Here is a 26843-nt window from a genome sequence, read left to right on the forward strand (position 1 = left end):
ATGTGTGCTTAATCCCAGCTGCCGGATTCGCCCAAGGGGATCACCAGGGGAGTCCGTGAAACGGGATCCTCGATGATCTGGCTGTGAAGCCCGAAGACTTCGTGAATGAGTTCTTCGGTAACAATCTCTCGAGGTGCCCCCGCTGCCACGACGTTGCCGTCTTTCATGGCGATCAGATGACTGGCATAGCGGCAGGCGTGGTTCAAATCGTGCAGTACCGCAACGACGGTGTGCCCATTGCCGCGGTTGAGCTGTCGGCATAGCTCCATGATCTCTATTTGATGAGCGATATCCAGGTATGTGGTCGGTTCATCCAGAAGCAGCAGGGGAGTCTGCTGCGCGAGCACCATCGCAACCCAGACTCGTTGACGTTGCCCGCCGGAAAGTTCATCGACCAGTCGGTGGGACAGGGGGCCGGTTTTGGTGGCCTGCAGGGCCTCCAATACCGCCTGCTCATCGGCCGCTGACCACTGCGAGAGCAATTTCTGATGCGGGTACCGGCCGCGCGCAACGAGATCTGCGACGGTGATTCCTTCCGGGGCAATTGAGGATTGGGGTAGCAATCCCAATCGTTTGGCTACTTCTTTGGCCGGCAACCTGTGGATGGGTTTTCCATCCAGGATCACCTGTCCCGCCACTGGTTTAAGCAGACGCGAAAGCGCGCGTAAAAGCGTTGATTTCCCACAGGCATTTGGCCCAATAATGACGGTAAAAGAACCATCGGGAATGTTCACGTCGAGTCCTTGGGAGACAATTCGCTGTTCGTAGCCCAGAGTCAGATCGTGCCCATTCAACCGGGAAGTACTTAAATCCTCATGATTCTCCGCATTAATGATGTGCTGGTGGCTCTTTACCTTCGGCAGATCAGCTTGTATCAATTCACTCGTCTTTCTCAATTTCGTTTCGCTTCCCGGAGCAATAGCCAGATCAAATAAGCCCCACCAACGCTGACCGTGACGACCCCAACCGGCAGCGACGTATCAGGGACAATGCGTTGGGCGATCACATCGCTGAGGAGCAGAAATACTGCACCCAGAATGGCCGAAGAACCCAGCTGGACACCCGCGCTGCGAGTTATCCGACGGGCAACTTGGGGCGCCGCGAGGGCAATAAAAGAGATGGGCCCGGCCGCAGCTGTCGCCAGTGCGGTGAGTCCTACACCGACAACCATTAGCAGTAGACGGGATCGTTCAACCCGGATACCCAGGGCGTTGGCAGCATCGTCTCCCAACTCCAGCATGTGCATTCTCGGGGCAATCATGGCGGCCGCAATAAAAAATACGATGGCTGCGAGCAACGCAGGCTTTGCCTGTTCCCACCCGATGGCATTAAGCGAGCCCGCACCCCAAACGGCGGCAGACATCGCTTCTTCCAGCTCCGAACGAATAATCAGCCAAGAATTAAATGATGCAAGGAGCGCGCTAAACGCAATGCCGACGATGATTAATCTAAAACCTTGTGACCCGCGGCGGTAGGCCAGCAGGTAAACCAGCGCCGCAGTGATCAGGCCACCGGCTAAGGCTCCGGCAGCGATCTGGAAGTACCCTCCGCCGGCAAGAAAAATAACTGCCAGAGCGCCGGTATATGCTCCGGTGTTAAAACCGATGATGTCCGGGCTGCCCAAAGGATTTCGAGTCAGCGATTGGAAAATGGCTCCGCTAGCACCCAAGGCCGCGCCGAGGGCTAGGGCTATGACAACCCGTGGCAGGCGCCACGAGAGCACCACTCGTTCGCTTGCTGCGGTGCCATTGCCGAAGATCGTGTTCAGCAGCTCGGCGGCCGTGAAACTAATTTCCCCCATAGCCAAGGACCACAGCGCTAGCACCATGCCGACCGCGGCAATTACGACGCCGGCAACCACGGAACGACGCTGCATTCGGATGGAAAAGCGGCCCTTAGGCGATGCAAGAATAATTTGGCTGGGACCGAAATTTACCCGTTGCGCCTGATATTTGATGCTCGGCTCGATGCTCATAGCCCACTAACTTTCTTACGCCGGACCAGCAAAATTAGTACCGGGGCGCCGACAAACGCGGTCACGATGCCTACCTGCAATTCGCCCGGTGGAACCGCTATGCGGCCAATGACATCCGCGAGCAACAGTAAAACCGGACCCAACGCCAGGCTGTAGCTCAGTATCCAACGCTGATCTGCACCGACGATCCAGCGAGCAATGTGCGGAATCATCAATCCAACAAAGCCTATGGGGCCAGCCGCGGCCGTTGCCGCGCCGCACAGCAAGGTGACGGCAACGATGACCGTTATTCGGGTCCGTTGCACGTTGCTCCCCAACGCCTGGGCCAGATCATCGCCCAGGGAAATCGCGTTTAACGACCGGGTGCAGAAAAACGCCAGGCAGATGCCGAGAAGAATAAATGGCAGTACCACCAGAACCATCTCCATGCTCCGGTTATTTAATGTCCCAGCGCCCCAATATCTCATTCGGTCGAAAGCCTCTGGGTTGAGCAAGGTAATACCGCTTGAGACACCGCCTAGTACAGCTCCCAGCGCGACTCCCGCGAGCGTGAGCTTAATCGGGGTAGCTCCGGCACGGCCACGCGAACTGATGAGATACACCAGCACCGTTGAGATGATTGCCCCGCCAAATGAGAACCAGATGTAATCGGTGATACTCACGAGTCCGAAAACGGCAACGGCGATCACCACTGCGAATGCGGCACCAGCGTTGACTCCAAGGATCCCCGGATCGGCAAGGGGATTGCGTGTCAGTGCCTGAATTAAAGCTCCTGCTACGGCCAGCGCCAATCCGGTCAGGAGCCCAACCAGGGTACGGGGGACTCTCAAATCGTTAACTATGACCATATTTTCTGGTGTGCCGATGCCACGAACACTGTTTAAGACATCCACGGGGGCAATCCACTTGGCTCCGACTGCGAGCGACAGAACTACGCAGAAGCTGAGGGCCAGCATAGCCAGGACAAATCCAAGCATTCGTTTTGCATTGCTGGTGGCTAGACCGGCATGTTCTGGTTCGGAATCGGTTTCGGGGGCACTTGGAGGCTCTTGTCGTGACGGATCATCAATGGCGCTCAGAGCAGTCGGGTCCTCGTCCCGGCCGGCCATAGAGCCACTGGAGATCTGCAGTTGAGCGCGCATCGTGCCCCTTCGGTTAGGTTGTGCTCACCTATTTAGTGGCACAAAAGCACACGATATCATCTCTTTATTATTTTGTATTTCACGATTACGGCCGTCAGACCAAAGACCTATGGGTTTAATGAGCGGGAATGCGCGGAGGGAGTACGCAGTGTCGGCGATCGGTGAATTGGATCCTGCGCCAAAAGGAGCGTCAAGTTTCCTGATTTATGGCAACTTGCTCAAGAAGACCAACCCAAGAACAGTCCGAAAAACGCCAACTCTTTGCTCGCTGATGGGAGGTGAATAGCCAGCTGGAGAAAACGAAACCCGCCATCGCAGCCTTATGGCAGCGATGACGGGTGGTCGTTAGGAGAAAACCTTGGCGAAATTTTATTCAGCTAGAACCGGCGGCGCGGCAAGAGAGATGAACTCAATGTCGCCAGAGGGGCTAATCACCGCCATCAAACCGGACGGTTCGGTAGTGAACGATGTGGAGATCTCGGAAATCAGCGCCAGTAATTTCTCTTTTTCAGGTGGCTGGCCGACCCTGGGTATCCAGTGAAGCTGCGCGGAATGCAATTTTAGAAGTTCATCCATCAGCGGCTCACAGCCATATGGCGCCACAATCATCAAGGTCTTTAATGGCGTAGATGCCGCGGACGGTGTGGGAATCTGCGGAGTTTCGGTAGACATGCGTGCGCGGTCCGAGCGCCACAAAGCGAAGTGATACACGGCCACGGCCACGGTGGCGATCAGCCAACCGAAGGGTGCGCGAACTAAGTCCAGTAAGCTTCCCGAGCCGGTGGTGACCAGCAAGAATTCAAATACCCGGTAGGCGATGACCAGCAAGGAAATTAACGCCACCACGGCGCTGCAACCGAAGAACAACACCAGATATACCCGCCGGCTGGCGGGGTCTGACGCTCGCTGAGGGCGGAAGAAATAGACCCACGCGATAGCGCCGACAATCAGCAGGCCGAGGCCATAGCGCAGGACGTTGTTTGAAGTTTCCGATGCATAGCTGGTCGCCAGGCCGGCGAGCAGGGCGTTGATCACCATGCCAAGACCGCTGGCACCGAGCGCCAGCGCCCCACCGCTGATGAGCTGGCGTGAAGCCTCGGCGACTCGTGCGGGCCGCGAGGCACCCTTGGCCTGATGATAGGTCCAAACCATCAGGCCAACCAGAACCGCAGCGAGCAGGAGCGGGGCTCGGGTCGACAAGTTTTCGGAGAAGAGACCGGCTGTACCCGGTAGTGGGAGTACCAGCCCGAGCAGCAGGCACGCGCTCAAGAGGGTCAGAACCCCCGGGATCGCGAGGAAGAGCAAAACAAAGAGGAAGTCGGTGAATTCGTCCACTGCCTGATGAACCCGCTGAACGATCCATAACCACCACCACAACAATCCGGCGCCTGCAGTCCACGCGGTGGCACTGAAGAGGCTTGGCAGTGCCGAGGCCGGGCCGATCAGCGTTGGTTGCGGTGAGATGATTTCGTCCAAAGCTAGCTCCACCAGCACCACCGCTGACAGGGCGAACAGCACCAGAGCGAAGGCGCTGCCCAAAGCCCCGGGCAGGGAAGGCAGCTGAGTCGGCGCAAATTTGGGGCTTTTCAGGATCCGGTATTGCCAGATGAAAATCAACGCCCAGCCAAGCGCGGCACCCAGTAGTGGTTGCCAGTCGGCGGCGCGTGTCGGACTGATCAGTTCGGAACAAAGACGCAGGAAGGACACCGCTGACATGGCCAGGGAGATGACGTAGACCGACGCGGCCTGTAGCGTCCAGATCGCCGAATCGGCCGGTTGCAACGTAGCAATTTTTTCCTTCAGGTCTCGCCATAAGAGCCAGGCCAACGGCCCGGCAATGAGAGTGAAGGACAGGCCGATCGCGATTTCGGAGGAGCCGGGATAGGTGGGGACAAACCCCCGAAGAGCCATGGTGATCAGGGTGGACAGGCCCGAACCGAGCACCATCAGCAATACGAATAACAACCCATGCAAGATGAGCTGACGCAGGCTGGTGACTACCTGATTTGAGCGGGGGGCGGATAACGTGCTCATGCTCAGTACCCGGACATTTCTTCGTCGGTGCACAGGGTGACCTGCCACGGGGCGGAGGTAATCCGCCATTCATTTCCACTCTTGGACAGTTCAAAGGTTTCTGGATAATTTCCCATGCCGAGCAGGGAACCAAAGGCGCTGGAGCTTTCCACAAAGTGCACGGTGACCACGGCACCGTTTCCGTTGACCGACGTATTGACCAGGTCAAGGTTCAGGTCTTGACTGTCCACCGAGTAGGGGTCGCACAGCCCGGTGGCGGCAGAATTTTTCACATACCCCTTCGCTTCGGCGAAATCTCCATCCGCGATGGCCATCACATAACGCTGGATGGTCCCCTCGGGGGTATTCGGTGGAAGTAGCGGAGCAGTGGGGCGCAGTGCCACCGAGATCAGCGCGGCTATAACCAACGCCACACATAGCGCCGCTAAGCCTGCTAAGACCCAGCGCACTCGTGAAAAATTACTTGTCATACCCTCATTTTGCCGTTTCCAAGGTGAATAACCTAGCAATGAAATGTTCCGAATTGATAAAGATCTCACCCGCGATTTGCTCATATTTGAGATACTTGTTTAGTGACGATTCTTTCTCCCACCCAAACTAGTACGTCGACCGACGTTCCGACCCTCGAACTGCCTCCATTGCAACTGGGCAAGCACACCATTGAAACACCGGTGATCTTGGCTCCGATGGCAGGCATCACTAACCGGGCGTTCCGTCGACTGTGCCGCGAATACGGTGGTGGCGTGTATGTCACCGAAATGGTGACCGCACGCGCTTTGGTAGAACGTAATACCGAATCGATGCGCATCATCTCCCATGACGCGGATGAAGACTTCCGTTCCATCCAGATTTACGGGGTGGATCCGAACACCGTGCGCGCCGCGGTGCGCATGGTGATCGACGAGAACCGAGCGGACCACATTGACCTGAACTTCGGTTGCCCGGTTCCCAAGGTGACCCGCAAGGGCGGGGGAGCGGCGCTACCGTGGAAAACGGATCTGTTCACCTCCATCATTGAAGCTGCCACCTCGGAGGCCGCCAAGGGCGAGGTGCCGTTGACCATCAAAATGCGCAAAGGCATCGACGACGATCACCTGACGTATATCGAGTCAGCCAAGATCGCTCGTGACCACGGCGCCGCCGCAGTAACCCTGCACGGGCGCACCTCGCGTCAGTACTATGCGGGCAAGGCTGATTGGGAAGCCATCGCCACCCTGCGTGAAGCAATACCCGATATGCCAATCTTGGGCAATGGCGACATTTTCAGTGCCGAAGACGCGATCGAGATGGTCGAACAGACCGGTGTAGACGGAGTGGTCATTGGCCGTGGTTGCCAGGGTCGTCCGTGGCTGTTTGGTGACCTACAGGCAGCCTTCGAAGGCCGCGCCGATCGGTTCCGTCCCGGTGTACGTGAGGTCGCCGATACCGTGTACCGTCACGGGGAACTGCTGGCCGAATTCTTTGAAGATGAAGGCAAAGGGATGCGCGATATTCGCAAGCACATCGCCTGGTACTTTAAGGGCTACCCGGTCGGTGGCGACATTCGCTCACAGCTGGCGCAGGTGCCTTCCTTGGAACGACTGCGTGAACTGCTGAATGAACTCGATCTCGATCTGGGTTACCCGGGTACGGCCGCAGAAGGAACTCGCGGCCGCGCCGGAACGCCGAAGAAAACTCACCTACCCGACGGATGGTTGTCCACTCGGGAGATGAGTGACGAGCACCGAGTGATGATTAAGGCCGCTGAGTTAGACATCTCCGGTGGATAAGTCAGCGAGTGACCCAAAAGGTCACTAGACTCGTAATATGACCCAGATCAACGGATATACCGAAGCTGATCAGGAACGTTGGGTACCCGAGCCGGCTAAGAAGTCGTATCGCACCGCGTTCGCACGTGATCGCGCTCGGGTTTTGCACTCTTCGGCGCTACGCCGGCTGGGCGCCAAGACCCAGGTGGTCTCTCCGACGCTCAACGATTTTGTGCGCACCAGGCTGACTCATTCCTTGGAAGTAGCGCAAGTGGGACGCGAACTCGGCGCGGCATTGGGCTGTGATCCAGACATCGTTGATACCGCCTGTCTTGCCCATGACCTGGGGCACCCACCCTTCGGACATAACGGTGAAAAAGCATTAAATAAACTGGCCAAAGACATTGGCGGTTTTGAAGGCAACGCGCAGACCCTGCGCTTGCTGACCCGCTTGGAAACTAAAACTTTTCGGCACAACGGACACTCGGCAGGATTAAACCTGTCACGGGCAGCCTTGGACGCGTCGTGTAAATACCCTTGGTTACGCGAAGAGGCGCCGCTGCGCAATGGAAAGCAGACCAAGAAGTTTGGTGTGTACACCGATGACCAGCCGGTTTTTGATTGGTTGCGTAGTGGACCGGATTCGGTCCCTGGACGAGTGTGCATGGAAGGCCAAGTGATGGACTTGGCCGATGATATTTCTTATTCGGTCCATGACGTGGAAGACGCTATTGTCGGCGGACGCTTTCAGCTGCGTTGGTTGTTGGAATCTTCGGTACGTGACCGTGCGTTGCAGGTGACCAAGGATTGGTACCTGCCCACCACGGATGAGTCGGATATCGATGCGGCCCTGACGCGGCTAGAAGCATCAGCAGAATGGGTTTCCCATGCAGATGGTTCGCGCCGAGCACGGGCCGCGCTCAAAGACATGACCAGCCAATTTATTGGACGGTTCTGTCAGGCAGCAATGGATGCCACGCGCAGCGAGTTTGGGCAGGGAAACCTCACCCGGTACAACGCACAGCTGATCGTCCCGGAGGAGACCGAACACGAGATTGCGGTGATGAAGGGTATTGCCGCAAACTTCGTGATGACTAAAGAAGAGCTTCAGCCGATGTATTTGAATCAACGGCAAATACTGACTGATCTAGTGGATCTATTGTCGGATAATGAAGATAAATACCTCGAACCGATCTTCGCTGCGGACTACAAGGATGCCGCGAATGAACAAGGACGACTGCGCGTGGTCATCGACCAGGTGGCCTCACTGACCGACGCTTCGGCGCTGGAATGGCATGCGTCGCTGGTCAAAGGCGAAAGTTACGAACCAAAGCTTTTCTAGGCTGAGCTTCATGCACAGCCCGTGACGCGCTCGGCCTATGCCGAGCGCAACTTCTTAGAATGGGAATCATGGCAGGGCTGATTAAACGAGAAGATATCGACGAGGTGCGTAACCGCATCGACCTCCGCGAGGTCGTCGAATCCTACGTCACGCTCAAATCTGCGGGCGTGGGCTCCTATAAAGGACTGTGCCCGTTCCACGACGAACGCAGTCCGTCCTTCCACATTCGTCCCCAGCTGGGAACCTTTCACTGCTTTGGCTGTGGTGAATCGGGCGACGTGTTCGCGTTCATTCAAAAGATGGATCACTCATCTTTCTCCGAAACCGTCGAGTCACTGGCCGCTCGTATCAACTACGAACTGCACTACGAAGATGGTGGCACCGGGCCACGCCGCGAAGACTATGGCAAGCGTCAGCGCCTGGTCGATGCACACAAGGTAGCTGAGGAATTCTTCCAGGCCCAGCTGGCCTCCGAAGAAGCTCAGACCGCCCGTGACTTCCTCAGTGGGCGTGGTTTTGAACCACAGGCTGCTGCGGACTTCTCCGTCGGATATGCACCCAAGGGTTGGGACGCGTTGCTCAAGCACCTGCGTGCTCAAGGCTTCGTTGACGAAGAATTGAAACTAACTGGCATGTTCGCGGAAGGAAACCGCGGAATTTATGACCGTTTCCGTGGGCGTTTAGTGTGGCCCATCCGCGACCTGTCCGGAGCCACCATCGGTTTTGGTGCACGTAAACTCTACGACGATGATCAGGGACCTAAATACCTGAACACCCCTGAAACACAGTTGTATAAGAAGTCTCAAGTTCTTTATGGCCTGGATCTGGCAAAAAAGCAGATTTCCAAGACCAGACAGATCGTGGTGGTTGAAGGGTACACGGACGTGATGGCTTGCCATCTTGCGGGCATCACAACGGCGGTCGCTACCTGTGGCACGGCCTTTGGTACCGACCACATCAAAATAGCCAGAAGACTCCTGCAAGATGATGGCACCGGTGGTGAAGTCATCTTCACCTTTGATGGTGACGCCGCCGGACAGAAAGCCGCATTGCGTGCCTTCGACGAAGACCAGCGTTTTATCGCGCAGACCTACGTGTGCGTGGAGCCAAATGGCGCAGACCCCTGCGATCTACGATTGCATCGCGGTGATGAGGCCGTCCGCGAACTCATAGAACTAAAACGCCCGCTCTTTGAATTTGCGATCCGTGCCGAGCTGAAGAAGTTCAATTTGAACACCGTCGAGGGACGAGTGCAGGCCTTGCGGCAGACCGCACCCATCGTTGCACAAATTCGTGATTCGTCGATTCGCCCGGCCTACGCGAGGGAACTTGCCGGCTGGTTGGGAATGAACAACGAAGACGTCAACCGTTCGGTGGCGGCCTCCATCAAGCGAGCCAGGCTGCCAAAAAATACTCCGCCAGATACGCGGGGTAACCAGAGTGAAGGACAGGGGCAACAAGCATCGGCTAACGCTTTTGAGCGTCCCGATAGTCGCGACCCGGTCATGCGATTAGAACGACAGGCACTGGAAGTAGTGATTCAGCAGCCGCACCGGCTCAACGAAGAACAGTGGCAGGCCTTCTACGAGGCTCGTTTCATGGCTCCAGTGCATGCAGCAGTGCATGACGGCATCGTGGCCGCCAGCGCCGCCGGAGCTTCTGCTTCGTCATGGGTTGAAGTCATTCGTGATGAGGTTCCGGAGCAGCTGCGTTCCTACGTCTCCGAGGTCGCGGTGACGAGTATTCCGGCATCGGATGAACATAACCTTGCACGCTATTGCTCCGACATCATCAATGGTCTGATTGAGCTTCAAATCACACACCGCAAGGCGGAGCTTATTGGGCGGTTGCAACGTGCCGAAATGGAACCCGAGGGTGAGGAATACGCCCAGATCAACAGGGAACTAATGGAACTTGAAATGCGCCGGCGAATACTCCGGGGCACCTAAGTATCTGGTTTTGGTTTTTAATTGAGCTTCGGGTAAAGTTATATCTCGTTGCATTCCTCCATAGCTCAATTGGCAGAGCATTCGACTGTTAATCGAAGGGTTACTGGTTCAAGTCCAGTTGGAGGAGCTTACGAAGTCCCGATCCGCACAGCGGATCGGGACTTTTCACATTTGCACGCAAGTTTGGGATCCTGGATCCGAGGGTTAGTCGCCAAGTTTTTCTCGGGGCGTGGGAGCTTCCCACAACCTGCGGGACTCTAAATACCAAAAGTAGCTAAACAGGCCGATTTCGTACCATTCGACGATGAATAACGCCTGGGCTATCCCTAAAGCATTGAGTACAAACCAACCGATGATGCCCAGTGCCATCAGGATCAGTAACACCGCATAATGTATTGGGCGTCCGCCGCTGGTATCTACCTCGCAGAGGTCTTCTCGTCCAAGATGGCTGGCAATCGCAACGCCCATGCTGAGGATCAGCAACAAGGCTGCAGCGTAATGAACGCCGGCAAAGTCCGTGCCTTCTATGCTTCGCCAAAACAACAAGCCGATGAATGCAACTAGCGCCACGGTGCTCGAAAGGCTCAGAATCGTACTGAGTTTACTCGTGTGCAGCGCGCGTGGAGTCCACTTCTTGGTATTCCATTCAAGCCAGACAAACACCGCAGATACGACTAAGACCGCGACTATCGAGATTTGCACTGACCGAATGAGCTGAATTTGCGCGGATGAGGTTAGCGACGACAGCGTTTGGCCGAGTCTTGTCGGTACTAACGCCACAAAGATTGCGTAGAATCCGGCGAGGTTTAGTGAGTAGTCTTCTAGGGGAGCGCCCTTGTAGACCACCAGCAGGACTCCGGTGGAAACGAGCATCGCGACGAAGAGATCTCGGCTGGGACCCAGATAGTAGGAACTAATCGAGTCCTCGACTTTTCCGTTTAACAGACCATAGATCACGATGGCCACCATGAGCAGTAGCGGAACCACCAGTAGGGCCAGCCTGACATAGCGTAGGGTGTCTCGGCCGTAGAGGATTTCGTCTGCGCTACTCATACTTGAATTCTGCAACAGCCGCTGCGTTGGCTAGGAATTGTTTGCAACTCAGCGTGTCGGCGTGGCGATAGTTTGCAGGAGTTGCGGTGTCAGGAATCAACTTCCGGCCCATCCATGGCCGAAGATGGACTCAGTAACTAGTTATCCACCAAGGACTTTTCGAGGAAGATCAAACTTTGCGTGTTCAATTGCTGGTCATTGAGGACTGTCCCAATTCCGCCGTGGCATCTAATCGCCTTGAGGCGGCGTTCAAGTTGCTAGGAATCGATGGAGCCTCAGTGGTGCACCGTGTGATGAAAACGAGCGCAGACGTGCTTGGCACCGAATTTGCCGGATCTCCAACGATTACCGTCGATGGTTTAGACCTTTTCCCAAGTACCCCAACCGAAGAGCTAACCTGCCGTGTCTATTCGACCCCGCTTGGTCTGCAAGGTGCACCAACAGTTGAACAATTGGCCGCCGCATTCACCGCCCGAGGCCTTAGAAAGCGCTAGCTACAGTGGTGCTGTACGTTGCCTAACAGAGCTGGGAGCACGCCATAAAGTGTCCACCTGCGGCTTCGTTGATGCCGATGCCACCAGCGCAGCTGATCATCACGTACGGCGTTGATTCCTGGCCCCTATTGCCTTGGTCAGTGTGTGATTTCCTATGCGACGTATCATCCAGCATCTGCTCTTTCAAAGCTCGCTCAGGCTAAAGTGTCGGAGCCTGACCGTAATGTCATTGATGGATCAACCAAGATTCAAATCGTCTCACGACCATGGGGTAGTGAGCGGTTCACCTCAACGCTTTTCTTAGCGTTGCCATCACTTGAGGAAAAATCATGACTGTTGGAACTCCATTGGAGCCCGCACCACACTCGCCGGTCCCGCCGGCTAAGTCCACCGCAGGTAAAGGTCTAGGCATTGCAGCCTTGGTCATCGCGATTGTTGCCTTAACCCTGTGCTGGGTCCCGATTGTTAATAATTTTGCTGCGGTGCTCGGCTTTGTCGCCCTAATCTTGGGTATTGTTTCACTGGTCCTCGCTGCCAAGCGTCACGGCAGCAAAGGACTGGGTATTGCCTCAAGCGTGATCGCTATCGTGGCAATCATCCTGGTTTTTGTTACACAGGCCGCCTACGTCAAAGCCATAGATGGTGCCTCAGCAGCCATTGAAGATGCTGCGGACGGTGAGGTCGCAGCCCCTGAGAAGGTTATCGAGCAGGCAGCGGATGAATCCGCTGTGCTCAAGGTGGGCGAGGCAATAACGATAGGCGAATATTCCGTCAACGTTAGTTCGGTAAATCTGAACGCTGACGCGGCAATCGCCAAGGCGAACCCGTACAACGACAAAGCCGAGGGACAGTACGTCCTGGTAGACCTTTCGGTGGTCTACAACGGGGACGAAGAGGGCGACGCATGGATTGACCTGCAAGCAGAACTTGTGGGAGCCGACTCGCGTATCTATAGCACCACCACCTCGATGGCCACGCCAGCCAAGCCGGCGATGGATGTCCCGACCCTGACCAATGGTGGCAAGGGTGTTTACCAGGTCGTCTTCGACGTGCCTGAAAAGGCACTGAGCGACGCGAAAATTCGTGTCACTGAGAGCCTGTCATTTGATGATGCTGCAGGACTTTGGGCTACCAAGTAATCTAGCGAAATCTGCTAATGAGCATGGGCCAGGCCGCACGGATATCCCGTGCGGCCTGGCCCATCTCTGTATTAGCCCGCAGTAGCTGCTCTATCGATGTGGATCTGCACAGTGTATGCGTACTGTTCAACCACTTCATCAGGATCAAATTCTTCGGACGGGAAATATCCCAACACTCGTAGCCCTTCAGCCAACCCAAGCAGTTGACAGGCCACGGCGGAGGCATGGCGACGGTCTTCGGTGGTGTCTCCAATGATCCGAGCGACCCCGTTGAGGTACTTTTCACGCAACTCCTGTTGTGTGATTTTCGGGGTAGGGGATTGTCTGATCCGTGGAACTAGCGTTTGCCACGGATCGATAACGTCATCCTCGCGACGATTCAGGATCTGCTGCACCATGGCCCGGCCAAGACTCTCACGCGGAAGATCCAAATCTGCGAGTGGAACCGTGACCGTGTTCGCGACCGTATATAACTCGGCCTTGGATCCAAAAAGCTTGATCACCAACGCGGGGGAGACTTCGGCAATTTCGGCGATCTCGCGCACGGTGACATCGTGGAATCCGCGTTCGCCAAAGAGCCCGGCAGCGGCTTTGCGAATTCGTGCCCGCCCATTGTCCGTGCTCATGCTGGGAGCTCGATATCAACCCGTTCGGTCCGGGCACGCAAAATGACCTTGACTGACGCAGCTGTCTCGGTCTGCGGCGAAGCTGCCGTGAGCACATAGGTACCCACCGGAGGAAGATCTAAGGTGTAACCACCTAGATCATCGGTGTGGGTCGCAGCGATGAAGTCACCGGCGCCTGCACTGAGGCTTACCAGCGCACCGGCTACGACGGTTTCACCGGAAGCTACCACGCCACTGAGCGAGAGCATATGGTGCAGGTCAATGTCATGTTCCGTGATGCCTTCGGAGAATGTTACTAAATGGGAGCTGGGAACCCATCCAGCGGCGTTGGCGACCACCACATAACGGCCAGGTCCAGGCAGTACCGCGCTAAATTGACCTTCGTGGTCGGTACGAGCCCAGTCGCCAGGTACTCCATCCTCGCGGACAAAAGTCACGATGGCAGGTTGTTGGGTCCCGGGTCGCGGAGTCATGATGACCCGGCCATGAACCATGGTCTCTTCGACATCGGTCTCAATTTTAGGCACTGGGCTGCTACTAGGGATAAACAGCGCAATACCGATACCGATGATGGCGGCCAACGCGGCGAGCCAAAAGGATAAGTGCATTGCGTTAAGCGAGGGCAAGGGAACGCCGTTGTACTCCACGACCATCGTGGCAAGGATTAGTCCGGTCAAAGCACTGGCCACCGTGGTGCCTAGCGAGCGGATCAGTGCGTTCACGCCGTTGGCGGAGGCGGTTTCGGTAATTGGTACCGCACTCATGATCAGTGTTGGCATCGCCGCGTAGGAGAACGCGACGCCAACGTTGACCAGTGTGGCTCCCACAATGATCTGCCAAACTGCATCATCGAGGAAGACTCTGGCAATATAGGTTAACGCCATGATGGCGCCACCAAAGATAATGGTAGGTTTGCCGCCCCAACGATTGAGCATTGCTCCGGCCGCGCCGGAGAGCGCGACCATGGCCAATCCCGAGGGCACCATGGCCAAACCTGCAACTAGTACCGAGAGGCCAAAGCCATAGCCCGTTTGTTCGGGGATCTGTAGCTGCTGAGTCGTGATGAGCATGTTAACGAACATCGCCACGCAGAGGAAAAACGAGGAAACGTTGGTTAGTAACACTGGGCGTTTGACGGCGGTGCGCAGGTCAATCATGGGTTGGTTGACGCGTAACTGCAACGGAATCCAGCCTGCAAGCAATGCGAGCGAAAGGGCAAAAAGACCCAGCGTGAGAGGGCTGGTCCAACCCCAGCTGGCACCCTTGGAAATTGCGAGCAATGCGGCGGTCAAAAGAACTGAGAGCACTAGCGCGCCGGCGATGTCGAAGCGGCCCGGTGTGGTGATCTTTGATTCTTTGACCAGCAGCAGCACGCCCACGAGGAAAACTAGTCCCAGCGCGGCGGAAACCCAGAACAGGGATTCCCAACCGTAGGCGTTGTAAAGTAAGCCCGACATTGGCATGCCTAAGGCCGAACCAATGCCCAAGGTTGCACTCATCAATGCGACGGCGGAGGCTACTTTTTCCTTGGGTAGTTCATCACGGAGTACTGAGATGCCGACAGGAATTAAGGAAGATGCAAATCCCTGCATTGCTCGGCCTGCGATCAGTGAGCCAAAACTTCCGCCAATTGCTGCCACTAGCGAGCCCGCGGTCATGACGGCCAGCGCCAGTATCAGCATCTTGCGTTTGCCGTACATGTCGGCCATGCGTGAGATGACCGGGGTGAAAATTGCGGCGCTGAGCAGTGTGGCGGTGACCAGCCACGATGAGTCTTCTGCGGAGACACCGAGGATCACCGGAAAATCCGGTAGGAGCGGGACAACAAGGGTTTGCTGGAGCGCAACTACCATTCCTCACAGGGCTAGGACGGTGGTGGTAGCCCATGAGGGGACGGAACGAATCGGCACGGCGGTGGCCTAACAAAATAGCTGAATCAAATAAGGGTAAACAGCTGTTTACCCTTGGTAAGAACACACTGTTTCTTCAGCTACTGTCAAGTGGGTTTGAAGCGTGCCGTGGCGGAAAATTGTGGCATCTGAGCTTGTCGGGAACACTTTAGTCTCGAACTATGCGTCGCATGCCCGTTCTCACTGAACCGCCGTCGCAGTATGTATGAGACCTTAAAGGTCTGGTATTCAAATAGCTAAAAGCAAAGAAGGTGAAGCGGCGCTCTGCAAGCGCGGCTCCACCTTCAATGTTTTTGAATAATTTGTTAGCGCTACTGATCTAACGCAGCGATGGCACGCACCGCGCGCGCAGCCTCTGCACCCTTCTTGACGAAGTGCTCAAAGTAGAACGTCTGGTGCTCGTCATTTGAGTGGAAATGATGTGGGGTCAGGCTCACCGAGAACGTTGGCACATTCGTGTCCAACTGAACTCGCATCAACCCGTCGACCACTGCTTGGGCAACAAAATCATGGCGATAAATGCCGCCATCCACCACAAGTGCGGCAGCCACTACGGCATCGTACTTTTCGCTCTGTGCGAGGCGCTTCGCCTGAAGCGGCATTTCATAGGCACCCGGTACGGTGACCACGTTCAGCGTGTAGTCGGTGCCGGACTCGTCCATATCGGCTTCGAAGCCGGCTAAAGCTTGGTCGACAATATCTGCATGCCAGCTCGCTTTGATAAACGCGATGTTGAGTTGCTTGCTCATATAATTCTCCGTAGGTCAGGTCTTTTGATAGCTAAATTTTTGGCTCACTAATGACAGCTTAGTGTCCTGCATCTCATTGGCTTAATGGCGTCGACAACCCACGTCATTATCGCTTGATCATTTCAGTTGCTGGGCTGCAATGCGCTTTGGCTTAGCGCCAACCAAGTAGCGGAGCCACATGTTTCAGGATCGATTCGATGACGTGCGCGTTATAGTCAACGCCCAGCTGATTAGGAACGGTGAGTAGCAAGGTGTCTGCCGCGGCAATGGCCTCATCTTCGGCGAGCTTCTTTGCCAGTTCGTCGGGTTCACCAGCGTAGGATTTGCCGAAGACCGCACGAGTTTTTGCATCAATGTTGCCGACCTGGTCTGAGCTGTATCGGTCACGCCCGAAGTACTGCCAGTCGCGTTCATCGGTGAGTGCAAAAATGCTTCGGCTCACCGAGACGCGTGGTTCGCGCTGGTGGCCGGCTTCCTTCCATGCCTGACGGTACAGTTCAATCTGTTCGGCCTGCTGAACATGGAACGGCTTGCCAGATTCGTCGTCCTTGAGCGTAGAGCTTTGCAAATTCATGCCAAGCTTCGCGGCCCACACAGCAGTGGAATTAGAGCCGGACCCCCACCAGATACGTTCGCGTAATCCTTCCGAATACGGTTCGATGCGTAGCAGTCCTGGGGGATTAGGGAACATTGGTTTCGGGCTAGGCTGGGCAAACCCTTCGCCGGAAAGCACTTCAAGGAGGCGTTCGGTATGACGGCGTCCCATATCTGCGTCCGACTCACCATCACGCGGTTCAAAGCCGAAGTGACGCCAACCATCGATCACCTGTTCCGGTGAACCGCGGCTGATGCCTAACTGTAGGCGACGATTAGAGATGAGGTCTGCGGAGCCCGCGTTCTCGGCCATGTACAACGGGTTTTCGTAGCGCATATCGATCACACCGGTACCGATTTCAATGCGGCTAGTGCGGGCCCCAATTGCCGCGAGCAGTGGAAATGGGGAAGCGTATTGCTGAGCGAAATGATGCACTCGGAAATACGCGCCATCCGCTCCGAGCTCCTCGGCCGTGACCGAAAGATCTATGGCTTGCAGCAACGCGTCCGAGGCATTGCGAGTTCCTGACTGTGGGTGGTCAGTCCAGTGTCCGAAGGACAGGAATCCTATGTTCTTCATACTTGATCCAACAACTAGTTTCTGATCATTATTCCTTGGGGGCTGGTGGTCAGATCAACTCGAAGCCATGTACCGCGGTGAGTAAATGTGCCACCGAATCTGGAGCGGCAAAGGGCAGCCAGAGCACCCCGGTCTTACCGGTAAGTAGACTCTCTTGTTTGACCATCACGCGTTGGGAATTTCTGGAGTTCCGGCGCCGCGACGGCGCAGCACCGGCTCGGCCTTGCCAGTGCCGCAACCGGCGGTCGCACCGGAACAGCAGGATCCTGCGCACCCGGAGGAGTTGGCATTGCCGGCATCGCTCGGCTGGCGGGAGGCATGGTCAGCGGCTTCGTGCAGCGCTTGGGCGATCTGCGCTGAATCCTGGCCTTCCTGCCCGAGTACTACAAAACCGGCATCGGCGATCATCGCTAGGTCGGTGCGGGCATCTTGCCCCTCGCTGGTCAGGTAGTCGCCCAAGAAAATTGAGTTGGCTACTTCTAGGGCTGTGGCTTGCATCGAACGCAAGTGCATTTCCCGGCCACCAGCAATACGCAGCTCCTTGTCTGGGCAAGCTAGTCGTACTAGCGCGAGGATGCGCAGGCAAGCGAGCGGGCTGAGATTCCAAGTGCCTTCCAAAGGTGTGCCGTCAAAAGGCATGAGGAAATTGACCGGGATTGAATCCGAGTTCAGGGCGCGCAGCGCGAAGACGGCTTCGATGAGTTGGTCGGTGCTTTCGCCCATTCCGACAATTAATCCGGAGCATGGGGACAGTCCGGCTGTCTTCGCTTGCTCGACGGTTTCCACGCGCTCCTGGTAACTGTGGGTGCTACAGATCTGAGGGTAGAGGGATTCCGCCGTGTTCAGATTGTGGTTATAGGCGTCGGCTCCGGCGGACCTAAGCTGTGCGGCCTGCCCGTCCTTCAGGATGCCGAGGCATGCGCAGACTTCGATCTGGGGATGCTCGGTTTTGAGCTGGTCGATCATGGTGGACACACGATTGACGTCCCGGTCGCTGGGTCCCTTGCCCGAGGCCACGAGGCAAACCCGCGAGGCCCCACCGGCAATTCCAAGCCCTGCTTGGCGGACCGCTTCCTCCGGTTTGAGCCAGGTGTATTTCAGGATTTCTGCTTTGGACCCCAGTCGTTGGGAGCAGTAGGTGCAGTCCTCGGGGCATAGTCCGGACTTGAGGTTGACCAAGTAGTTCACCTTGACGGTATTGGCGAAGTGCTTGCGGCGCAGGAGGCCTGCGGCGGACACCAGCGTGAGTGTCTGCTCATCTGAGGTCGAGATGATCATGTGGGCTTCGGCGACGGTGAGTCGATGTCCCGCGCTGATCCTTGAGACTAGGGCAAAAGGGTCAACCGGGATGCGTTTTGGTGCGGTCATAGTAGCCATGAGAAATCTCCAATTGAACGGTGTTCAAGAATGTTTGACTTCACTGTACAGGGAATTCTTCAATCATTGAACACTGTTCAGTAATAAGGCTGCAAGGTTAATCAAAAATGCTCGCGTCATTCGGCACAGGCCAAACGACGCGAGCATTGTCCTACGTCCGCTAAACCGGGGAAACCACCCGAACCAACGGATTATCCAAATCACCGGCGTAGAGCAGGCCGCCGGATTGATCCGTGAGATCTAACATCTGCTGATTATTGCGAAGCTGTAAACGGTTCAGGCAAGACAGCGGGAAGCTTGGGATAAACAAGCCCAAGTCATCAAAGTGCTGCGCGAACTGTGGATGCTGCGTCCTGTACTCCAACAAGCGTTCCGCGACGATAGTCCAGAATTCCCCCTCCGCCAGGAGCCCCTCGGTGTCTAGCAACGGTGCAAGGAAACGGAAGAAGGAGTCGAAGACATCGGTGAATACCGACAACACTGGATCTCCGCCGGTGCGCACCCGACGGATTTCCTCTGGAAGCTCGACACGATCGGATAAAATCGCAATCTCTTCTCCCAAGTCCTTCAGCAGGACCTTCTTGACTACACCGTTTTCCAACACCATAATCACGTTCTCGCCATGTGGCATGAAGACTAAGTCATAAGCGGCCAGGCAATGAACCAAGGGCACCAGATAAGCATCTAGATAGCGGGTCAACCAGTCGGCCGGCGCTAAACCACTGCGGCGGATTAGCGCCCCGGCGAAGGAGTTCCCGGAGAAATCTACATGGAGCAGACTGGCCATCGTGGCCAGTTTTTCTTCAGATTTGAGCATACTGATGGGCGACTCGCGCCAAAGTGCCGCGAGCATCTTGCGCTGCGGTGCGGTTTTATTAGTAGCTGCTTCAAACTGTGGGTTGCGATAGCCCACCGCGGCGATTTCGCGCAACAGAGCCACCGGTGCTGTGGAGAGCACCGGGTCGTTGTCAAACAATTCACCCAGCCACTGGTTGATAGCGGGGGTGACCTTCATATATTCCGCGCTCAACCCACGCATGAAGCCCATATTCAGGATCGACATCGCGGTCTTGACGTAGTGACGTGTGGGGTCAGAAAGATTGAAGAAGGTGCGAATCGATTGTTGTGCCTGGTATTCGTCCTGGCTATAGCCGAGCCAGATCAGGTGCTTGCGCGCAATGTCATTCGCGAAAGTGATTGATAAACGGTTTTCCCACTGCCAAGGGTGAACGGGCATGTAAATGTAGTCGCTCGGCGACAATCCGGTACCGAACAGTGCACTGTCAAGAGTTTCATCAAGGTATTCGCGTTCCTCCGGGTCTAACTGTGTAGCCAATAGTGTCTCGTAATCGAGGGTGTCGATGGCATCAAATTGGGCACGCGACGTGTGTGCCGCGACCCACCCGAGCTTCAGGGCCGAGCCAGTTTCCGGAGCGTAACGCAGATAGTCGCTGCGGCCTACACCCATGCGGCCATTGTTAGCCACAAAGCAGGGGTGGCCCTCGGTCATCGAAGATTCCACAAGCTGGAAGGACTGGGCCGCGCTGCCCGGGAACTGGGCTAGCTGGGCCGAGGTATGGGTGGCGTGCGCCTGCTTGTAGCAGTAGCTAGACAAGGTGGAAGAGAGTTCTTCCAGATAGACCGGCAGCTGAGCTTCGGAGAGCGTCAACTCACGGTAGAACAAGGTGATGAAATCAATGACATCAACCTCCGCTTCGTGCCATGAATCATTGACGAGCTGCTGGTATTGCAGTGATTCTGCGGCGACAAGCCAGTGATTAAGTTGGTAGCGGCCGGCGGAGAAGATCAAGCGGTGTCCATCTTTCTGCACGCAGTAGCGCCGCTCGCCGTATTCGACCGGATCAAGGAGGCGTTCGTGACAGAATTCGCCGAGTGCTTTGGCCAGCACATGACGATTGGCGGCCTCCCAGCGTGGTGGAGTGAGGAATGAGGAACCTAGGCTGTGGCCGGTTGCTTGTTCAAAATCATTTCGGGTACAGACGGAAAGCAACGCCTGCTTGATTGATCCGTCTGGTTCTGACAGAGCTATCGGGCGGACCGGGCGGAAACCCACCCGAGCGTTGAGAGCCTGGATGGCTTTATTGCGTAGGTCTGGTTCCACGATGACGCGTTCGACTCCGGGGCGGGTGAAGGCGTGGCGCATTGCTTGGGTGAGTGCTTCCAAGGTGAAGCCCGGTTGCGGTTCGCTGGTTTGCGGCGCTAAGAAGTGCAAGCCGCGATCTCCGCGAACGTAATTGTAGGCTTCGCCCAACGCAGTGCTCTCCGGGTTGTAAAGCTCGAGCAGAAATTTTTCGGTGCCGGTCTCATCAAGGCCCAGCAATACTTGGTAGTCCGCTGTGGACAGCAGGCCACGGTATTCGGCAGCTATTTCTGTCGCGGTTGCGGTGGGCATCCCCCAGTAGGTGGCATGTTCGGTAGCGATCCACGCGTGGAGCAACGCGGTATCTTCGGGCAGGATGAGCGTGCGGAAGGTGTAGGTGGTCATGGTTCTTCTTTCCTTAGTCGCGTGAGCTGGAGGTGGTTACGGTCGGCAGGTCGGTCAGTTTTGCCGCGCCGAATCGTTGGAAAGCAATGCGCTCTTCGACCGGGTAGACCTCACGGCCGGTGATTCGGTTGATGATCACCGAGTTTCGGTAGGCGCCCATACCCAGATCAGGGGCCGTAAACCCATGAGTATGCAGTTCCGCGTTTTGCACAAAAATATCTTCACAGGCCCCGATGGAGTATTCACGGTCCACGTCGACCCGCCCGTCGGCGAGGTATGTTATCCGCTGGGTGATTCCATTGAGGAAGTCAGGGGTTCGGGAGCGGTAGCCGGTAGCCATTACCAAAGTATCGGCGCAGAACTCCAAGTTTTCTTCGGTACGTTCGTGGCGCAAGCTGACCGACAGGCCCTCGCCTAGTGCACCGATACCGCTTGCACTGCAGCCGGTACGCAGGTGGACATTGGCCGCTTTGCTGATGCTGCGCTGGTAGAGCTCTTCGTAGATTTCATCAATCAGATCCGCATTGATGCCCTTGTAGAGTCCCTTTTGTTCGGCGCTGAGCGCGTCACGCTTTTCCACGGGCAGCGCATGAAAGTGGTCGATATATTCCGGGGATGTCATTTCCAAGGTGAGTTTGGTGTATTCCAGTGGAAAATAGCGTTCCGAGCGGGTGGCCCAAATTAGATGGTCTTCCTCGGGCAAATTACGCAGCAGGTCCAAAAAGATCTCGGCTGCGCTCTGTCCGCTGCCCAGCACGCAGGCGATCTGCGGGCGGGATGCTTGTTGGCGTGGAGCGAAGATTTCTTCGCGATGGAACATGTAATCACTTGAATGCATGACCTTGCCCGTTGCTTGGGCTGCTTCGTCAATAATCGGTGGGAGGTAAGGCTTGGATCCGGTGCCAAGGACTAGCTTGTCTGCACTGAAATGGGTAACCCCTTGAGCGGTGAGCACCGATAGCTGGTAAGCCCCGTCCGTGTATTCGGCCGAGAGCACGCGATGTCCGAATCGGACGCTGGGCAGTAGGCGCGAAGCCCAAGCGAGATAGTTACTATATTCGTTGCGTAAGGCGTAGAAATTTTCGCGAATATAGAACGGGTAAATTCTCCCCTGTTCCTTCAGATAGTTCAGGAAGGAAAATTTATTGGTGGGGTCTGCGAGGGTGACGAGGTCTGCCATGAACGGCACCTGAAGATGTGCACCATCGAGCATCATGCCGGGGTGCCAGACGAAGTGGTCGCTGGCGTCTAATACCGCGACCTTCAGCTCCGGGAGCGGAGCGGTGAGGGCAGCAAATCCGAGATTAAACGGTCCAGCGCCAATGGCAATGACGTCAAAGTGTTCTTGGGCTAGTGCACGGGTCATGCGCGGGCTCCTTCTGTGCGTTCGAACAGTAGGTCGTTGCCGACCCGGCAGATCGCGTCGAGTATCTCGGTGAGGTCTTTCATGGTGGTGTTTGGATTCAACAAGGTCAGCTTGAGCATGCGTTCCCCGCGGACGGTGGTTGCCGCGATCATTGCTTCACCGGTTTGGTAGAGCCGGTGACGAATCTGATTTGTCAGCTCGTTATGCTCGGCTTGGTTCAACTGGGTATTGGGGACAGTGAATCTGAAGACGAGGGTGCTTAGCTGCACCGGGGCTTCCAGCGTTAGCTGTGGTCTCAGCGTAATTTCAGCCTCCAAACTTTCTGCGAGTTTGAGGACCTGATCGAACATGGCACCTAGACGTTGCGCGCCAAGGGTGCGCAGAGTGACCCAAAGTTTCAGCGCATCAAATCTTCTGGTGGTCTGCAGCGATTTATCTACCTGGTTCGGTGTCTGTTGCGCTTGCGACCGCGGATTGAGGTATTCAGCGAAATGAGTGATTGATTCAAAAGAGTGCGTGTCCTTGAGGAGCAGCGCGCTGGAGCCGATGGGCTGGAAGAAGGACTTATGGAAGTCCACGGTGACCGAGTCTGCCAGTTCAATATTGGCTAATCGCTGGCGATGCACCGCCGAATGCAGCAGTCCGCCACCGTAAGCGGCATCGACATGGAACCAGGCGCCGGTTTCTTTAGCCAAGGCAGCTATCGGCGCAAGCGGGTCGATGGAACCGAAGTCGGTAGTTCCTGCGGTGGCAGAAATGGCCATGGGGACCAGGCCGGCCTGTAGGTCATTGGTGAGCTGTGTGCGAAGTGCGTCTGCGTCCATGCGGTGCCACGCATCGGTGCCGATAGCGATCACGGCTTCATGGCCGAGACCCATCATCATCGCTGCGTTGGAGATGCTGAAGTGTGCGTCATGGGAGGTGTAGATACGCAAATTCTGTAGGCGTTGCGGTAGCGAACCTGTCATTTTGGATACCGCGATATTGCGCGCAATGAGCATCGCTTGCAGATTGGACTGGGTTCCGCCGGAGGTGAAGATACCATCGGCGGTGTTTGCTGAGTATCCGATGAGCCGTGTGGTCCAGTCGATGAGTCGGCGCTCAATCAATGTTGCTCCGGCACTCTGGTCAAAGGTATCCATGGAGGTATTCAAGCTGGTGACAAACGCTTCGGCAGCGACTGCGGGAATGGCCACCGGGCAGTTCAAATGAGCGGCGTACTTCGGATGATGGAAGTAGACGGCGTCACGGAGGTAAATCTTCTTCAGTTCATCAAAGGAGTCGGCGTGGTTTCCCAACGGTGCGTCGAGGTCAATCCCCGACACCAGCTTCTGAAGGTCGTGTGGACTCGGTCCCGTGGTGGGAGACTCGACGGCTGCCAGTTGGTCGGTGACGCGCAATAATGCTTCACGAGCTTCGGCTTCGTAGCGGTCTAAGGTGTCTGAGCAGAGTAATGAATTATCAAAAAGCTGTGATTCAGACTGGGGGATGTGCAGGGTCTCAAGTGAGGTTCCCACGGATACTCCTCGCATGGTAATTATGTAGTTTGGTTAGTCTTCCCTAACTGCAGACTATTAACATCACAAGTAAGTAATGTATTGCAACCCCAGTGTGTATTTGACTGGTCGGTGGACGCTGTTGAGGTAATTCAAAAACACCGAGAATTCGGCAGGGTGGGTTCAGTGCCCGAGGGGGAAAGTTTTTTAGAATTATGGATCAGATGCAACCTAAAAGAACTAGTGAACTACCAAAACTCTTATTCGCTTAAGAGGAAATGCGGTATCGTTGCCAACCTCGGGTCAGGTGAGCTTCCTAACACTTTTTCAGGAGCTGTGGTGAAATCTAATGTGCGAAGCGAGCGTCGTTTCCTTTATTCGAATGCAGGTGATGCGGCCAGCCGTTCACTGGCGGATTTCACTGTGGACCTCATTTTTGTCACCACCTTGGGTGCGAGCGCATGGCAAATGGGGCTTCTGAACACCTTGGGTTCTCTGGCCTTCCTCGTGGCGACAATTCCCATCGGCTATTTGGTGGACCGTTATCGACCTTTGCGACTGTTGCGCATTGGACTCGCAGTGAAGGTCGCGCTCACCGTTTGCCTTTTCCTGCTGACCGTCACCGGCACGTTGAGTATCGGCTACGGATTTTTGCTGGTGACGATACTGGGAATGTGCAATGTCGTAGGTGAAACCGCTCAAGTTTCCGCAGTCCCACAACTCAATGCGGTCTCGGGTGCCCAGCGCTCCAGCTCCATCAGCGCATTGATCGCCCGGCTGACGGCTGCGGATCAGTCCTTGGCGATCATCGTTCCAGTGGCCGCAGGCACCGCATTTACTCTCCTCGGGGCCTCAGCACTCTTGACCGTGAGCGCAGTCTTGGCGCTGATCGCGCTGAGTTTGGCCTGTCTGGTCAAACTTCCTCGCCAAGACGGCCAGCGGAGGGAGGAAGATACGGGGCAGAACGCCGAGCACGACACCCATTGGCGCTCCGGCCTCACATACCTTCGCCATAACCGAATATTGATCGCCGTAACTTTGGCAATGATGTGCTCAAACTTCGGTTTGGCCTTAGGCAGTGCGGTTGAAGCGCTGTTCATTATCAACTATCTAGGCTTTGGAGCCTTCGGCTTTGGTATCCTCGCTGGTCTTGGCGGTGCTGGGGGACTACTCGGAGCTGCACTAGCCACGCGGATCGCTGTTCGTTTCAGTACGACCCAACTGACTACGGTCACCATGATGATCAAACTTGCGTTGGCCACAATGGTATTTTTGGCGGCCTTTACCACTCCTGCAATTTCTATGACCCTGCTCGCGGTGCAATCAGTATTTTGGGGCGTTGCTTTGATCATTTTTAACGTCGCGGTCACTGCGTGGGTTGCTGATATTACTCCCGAGTACCTGCTAGGTAGGGTTAGTAGCGCTCGCCGGTTGTTTACCTTTGGCGCGGTTCCGATAGGAAGCTTGGCTGGTGGCGCCATTGGTTCAGCGTTCGGGCTGCCGGCTGCGCTCGCGCTGTGGCCACTATCTATTGCCGTAGGACTCATCGGTTACTTGATTGTTCGGCCCAGCAAAGTGCAGCTCGAGGTAGCGCAAGTGCGCCGGCGGTAACCGATAGGCTTGGAGTACTACGTCCTCAACAGAAGGCTAATACGCCCGTGAAACTCGTCATTGATGCCCGATATACCAGGGTCACCCATCACGATGGAATTAGCCGTTACACCGCAGGACTCATTGAGGCTACCTCGAAAATTGCCGATGTAACGATGCTGATCAATGACATGCGACAGCTTGCACTCCTGCCAGAGGTCCCGTACCTAAAAATTTCCGGTCCGACCAGCGTCCTAGAACCCTTCGTTGCCCTGCAGATTAATAAGTTGCAACCAGACGTGGTTTTCTCCCCGATGCAGACCATGGGAACACTGGGACGAAAATTTCCGGTAATCCTCACCCTGCATGATCTGATCTACTATTCGCACCCGAATGCGCCAAAATTCTTGCCTGCCCCGATTCGATGGGGATGGTTCCTGTTTCATCAGGTCTACTTCCCTCAACGACTATTGCTGAACCGCGCGGACGCCGTCGCGACAGTTTCAAATACCACGGCCACACTCATGCGAGAGCATCGGTTGACTAAACGACATATTGGTTTAGTTTCAAATGCCGCCTCGGCACAAACCTCTGTTCGTGACCAAAATCGTGTCGCGGCCAAGACGTTGCTATATATGGGCTCGTTCATGGAATACAAAAATGTCGAGACCTTGATTCAAGCCATGAGTTTGCTTCCTGAATATCAGCTGCATTTGCTTAGCGGTATCAGCGCGGAGCGTCGCGCGGAGTTGGAAGCGAAAACCCCTGATAGTACCCAAATAATCTTCCACAATGGGGTCAGCGACGAGCAGTATGCGAAGATGCTCGGCGAGTGCACCGCGCTGGTGACGCTTTCTCGCGAAGAGGGCTACGGTCTTCCACTGGTTGAAGCGATGAGCATGGGAACACCTGTGGTCGTTACCGACATGCCCATTTTTAGAGAAGTAGCTCAGGACGCGGCGCTCTACGCGCATCCCGATAGCGCCCAGGCCTTCGCAGACCGGGTGCACCAGCTCTCAGCACCAGAAGAATGGCGGAAGTACTCAGAGCGTGCACTGCGCCGTGCCGCGCACTACTCATGGGAAACCTCTGCGCACCAGTTGATTGAGCTGGCACAGTTTGCCATCAACAACTCAGCAAAGACCACAAACTAGCCTTCAAGCATTAACTGGA

21 protein-coding genes and 1 tRNA gene are annotated in these 26843 nt (G+C 55.8%); 8 read left to right on the plus strand and 14 right to left on the minus strand.

The window, feature by feature from the left end:
• Positions 1-8: 8 nt before the first annotated feature.
• The 5 genes from CIK74_RS13555 to CIK74_RS13575 form a co-directional block, all read right to left on the minus strand.
• Positions 9-836 (minus strand): ABC transporter ATP-binding protein, encoded by an 828-nt coding sequence (locus CIK74_RS13555; protein ID WP_096256793.1) that lies wholly within the window; start codon positions 834-836, stop codon positions 9-11.
• Positions 837-892: 56 nt separating this feature from the next.
• Positions 893-1975 carry an iron chelate uptake ABC transporter family permease subunit gene (locus tag CIK74_RS13560; RefSeq protein WP_096256722.1) on the minus strand — a complete coding sequence of 361 codons (1083 nt, stop codon included), beginning with the start codon at positions 1973-1975 and terminating at the stop codon, positions 893-895.
• The gene (locus CIK74_RS13565; protein ID WP_240520545.1) at positions 1972-3117 is read right to left on the minus strand and encodes an iron chelate uptake ABC transporter family permease subunit; all 1146 of its coding nucleotides are present in this window, start codon (positions 3115-3117) and stop codon (positions 1972-1974) included. The genes CIK74_RS13560 and CIK74_RS13565 overlap by 4 nt, the downstream gene beginning before the upstream one ends.
• Before the next feature lie 369 nt (positions 3118-3486).
• Positions 3487-5151: a DUF5671 domain-containing protein gene (locus CIK74_RS13570; protein WP_096256723.1), complete on the minus strand. Its 1665-nt coding sequence runs from the start codon at positions 5149-5151 to the stop codon at positions 3487-3489.
• Positions 5152-5153: 2 nt separating this feature from the next.
• Positions 5154-5621, minus strand: coding sequence for a hypothetical protein (locus CIK74_RS13575; RefSeq protein ID WP_141392963.1), 468 nt, complete (start codon positions 5619-5621; stop codon positions 5154-5156).
• Between the two features lie 102 nt (positions 5622-5723).
• Here CIK74_RS13575 and dusB point away from each other — a divergent pair, with 102 nt between their 5' ends.
• The 4 genes from dusB to CIK74_RS13595 all read left to right on the plus strand — a co-directional run bounded on the left by dusB (position 5724) and on the right by CIK74_RS13595 (position 10317).
• Positions 5724-6920 carry a tRNA dihydrouridine synthase DusB gene (gene dusB / locus CIK74_RS13580; protein WP_229677035.1) on the plus strand — a complete coding sequence of 399 codons (1197 nt, stop codon included), beginning with the start codon at positions 5724-5726 and terminating at the stop codon, positions 6918-6920.
• 37 nt (positions 6921-6957) lie between these two features.
• Positions 6958-8241: a deoxyguanosinetriphosphate triphosphohydrolase gene (locus CIK74_RS13585; protein WP_096256725.1), complete on the plus strand. Its 1284-nt coding sequence runs from the start codon at positions 6958-6960 to the stop codon at positions 8239-8241.
• 68 nt (positions 8242-8309) lie between these two features.
• Entirely contained in the window at positions 8310-10190 is a 1881-nt protein-coding gene (gene dnaG, locus CIK74_RS13590; protein WP_096256726.1) for a DNA primase, read from the plus strand.
• 54 nt (positions 10191-10244) lie between these two features.
• Positions 10245-10317 (plus strand) — tRNA-Asn (locus tag CIK74_RS13595).
• A gap of 77 nt (positions 10318-10394) precedes the next feature.
• On the opposite strand, the gene CIK74_RS13600 is transcribed toward CIK74_RS13595, so the two are convergent.
• A complete protein-coding gene (locus CIK74_RS13600) occupies positions 10395-11243 on the minus strand; it encodes a hypothetical protein (protein WP_096256727.1) in 849 nt (282 codons plus the stop codon).
• A gap of 176 nt (positions 11244-11419) precedes the next feature.
• Here CIK74_RS13600 and CIK74_RS13605 point away from each other — a divergent pair, with 176 nt between their 5' ends.
• Both CIK74_RS13605 and CIK74_RS13610 read left to right on the plus strand, forming a co-directional pair.
• A complete protein-coding gene (locus tag CIK74_RS13605) occupies positions 11420-11737 on the plus strand; it encodes a thioredoxin family protein (RefSeq protein WP_096256728.1) in 318 nt (105 codons plus the stop codon).
• Positions 11738-12066: 329 nt separating this feature from the next.
• Positions 12067-12876: a DUF4352 domain-containing protein gene (locus CIK74_RS13610; RefSeq protein WP_096256729.1), complete on the plus strand. Its 810-nt coding sequence runs from the start codon at positions 12067-12069 to the stop codon at positions 12874-12876.
• A 71-nt stretch (positions 12877-12947) separates the two neighbouring features.
• On the opposite strand, the gene CIK74_RS19085 is transcribed toward CIK74_RS13610, so the two are convergent.
• The 8 genes from CIK74_RS19085 to CIK74_RS13650 all read right to left on the minus strand — a co-directional run bounded on the left by CIK74_RS19085 (position 12948) and on the right by CIK74_RS13650 (position 24101).
• Complete coding sequence (locus tag CIK74_RS19085; protein ID WP_096256730.1) at positions 12948-13502, minus strand: TetR/AcrR family transcriptional regulator; 555 nt, start codon at positions 13500-13502, stop codon at positions 12948-12950.
• Positions 13499-15355, minus strand: a complete 1857-nt coding sequence (locus CIK74_RS13620) for an MFS transporter (protein WP_096256731.1) — start codon at positions 15353-15355, stop codon at positions 13499-13501. Before CIK74_RS13620 ends, CIK74_RS19085 begins: the two co-directional genes overlap by 4 nt.
• A gap of 368 nt (positions 15356-15723) precedes the next feature.
• Positions 15724-16161, minus strand: a complete 438-nt coding sequence (locus tag CIK74_RS13625) for a 6,7-dimethyl-8-ribityllumazine synthase (protein WP_096256732.1) — start codon at positions 16159-16161, stop codon at positions 15724-15726.
• A gap of 151 nt (positions 16162-16312) precedes the next feature.
• Positions 16313-17335 (minus strand): LLM class flavin-dependent oxidoreductase, encoded by a 1023-nt coding sequence (locus tag CIK74_RS13630; protein ID WP_096256733.1) that lies wholly within the window; start codon positions 17333-17335, stop codon positions 16313-16315.
• A gap of 165 nt (positions 17336-17500) precedes the next feature.
• Complete coding sequence (bioB, locus tag CIK74_RS13635) at positions 17501-18703, minus strand: biotin synthase BioB (RefSeq protein WP_096256796.1); 1203 nt, start codon at positions 18701-18703, stop codon at positions 17501-17503.
• Between the two features lie 169 nt (positions 18704-18872).
• Positions 18873-21218 (minus strand): GNAT family N-acetyltransferase, encoded by a 2346-nt coding sequence (locus CIK74_RS13640; protein WP_096256734.1) that lies wholly within the window; start codon positions 21216-21218, stop codon positions 18873-18875.
• Positions 21219-21231: 13 nt separating this feature from the next.
• Positions 21232-22584 (minus strand): SidA/IucD/PvdA family monooxygenase, encoded by a 1353-nt coding sequence (locus tag CIK74_RS13645; RefSeq protein ID WP_096256735.1) that lies wholly within the window; start codon positions 22582-22584, stop codon positions 21232-21234.
• Complete coding sequence (locus CIK74_RS13650) at positions 22581-24101, minus strand: aspartate aminotransferase family protein (RefSeq protein WP_096256736.1); 1521 nt, start codon at positions 24099-24101, stop codon at positions 22581-22583. The genes CIK74_RS13645 and CIK74_RS13650 overlap by 4 nt, the downstream gene beginning before the upstream one ends.
• A gap of 318 nt (positions 24102-24419) precedes the next feature.
• Between CIK74_RS13650 and CIK74_RS13655 the strand changes: the two genes are divergently transcribed.
• Both CIK74_RS13655 and CIK74_RS13660 read left to right on the plus strand, forming a co-directional pair.
• Positions 24420-25691, plus strand: coding sequence for an MFS transporter (locus CIK74_RS13655; protein ID WP_170947885.1), 1272 nt, complete (start codon positions 24420-24422; stop codon positions 25689-25691).
• 47 nt (positions 25692-25738) lie between these two features.
• On the plus strand, positions 25739-26824 hold the full coding sequence (locus tag CIK74_RS13660; protein ID WP_096256738.1) for a glycosyltransferase family 1 protein: 1086 nt from the start codon (positions 25739-25741) through the stop codon (positions 26822-26824).
• Positions 26825-26843: the final 19 nt, after the last annotated feature.

The organism is Glutamicibacter sp. BW77, assembly GCF_002332285.1.
Taxonomy (GTDB): Bacteria; Actinomycetota; Actinomycetes; order Actinomycetales; family Micrococcaceae; genus Glutamicibacter; species Glutamicibacter bergerei.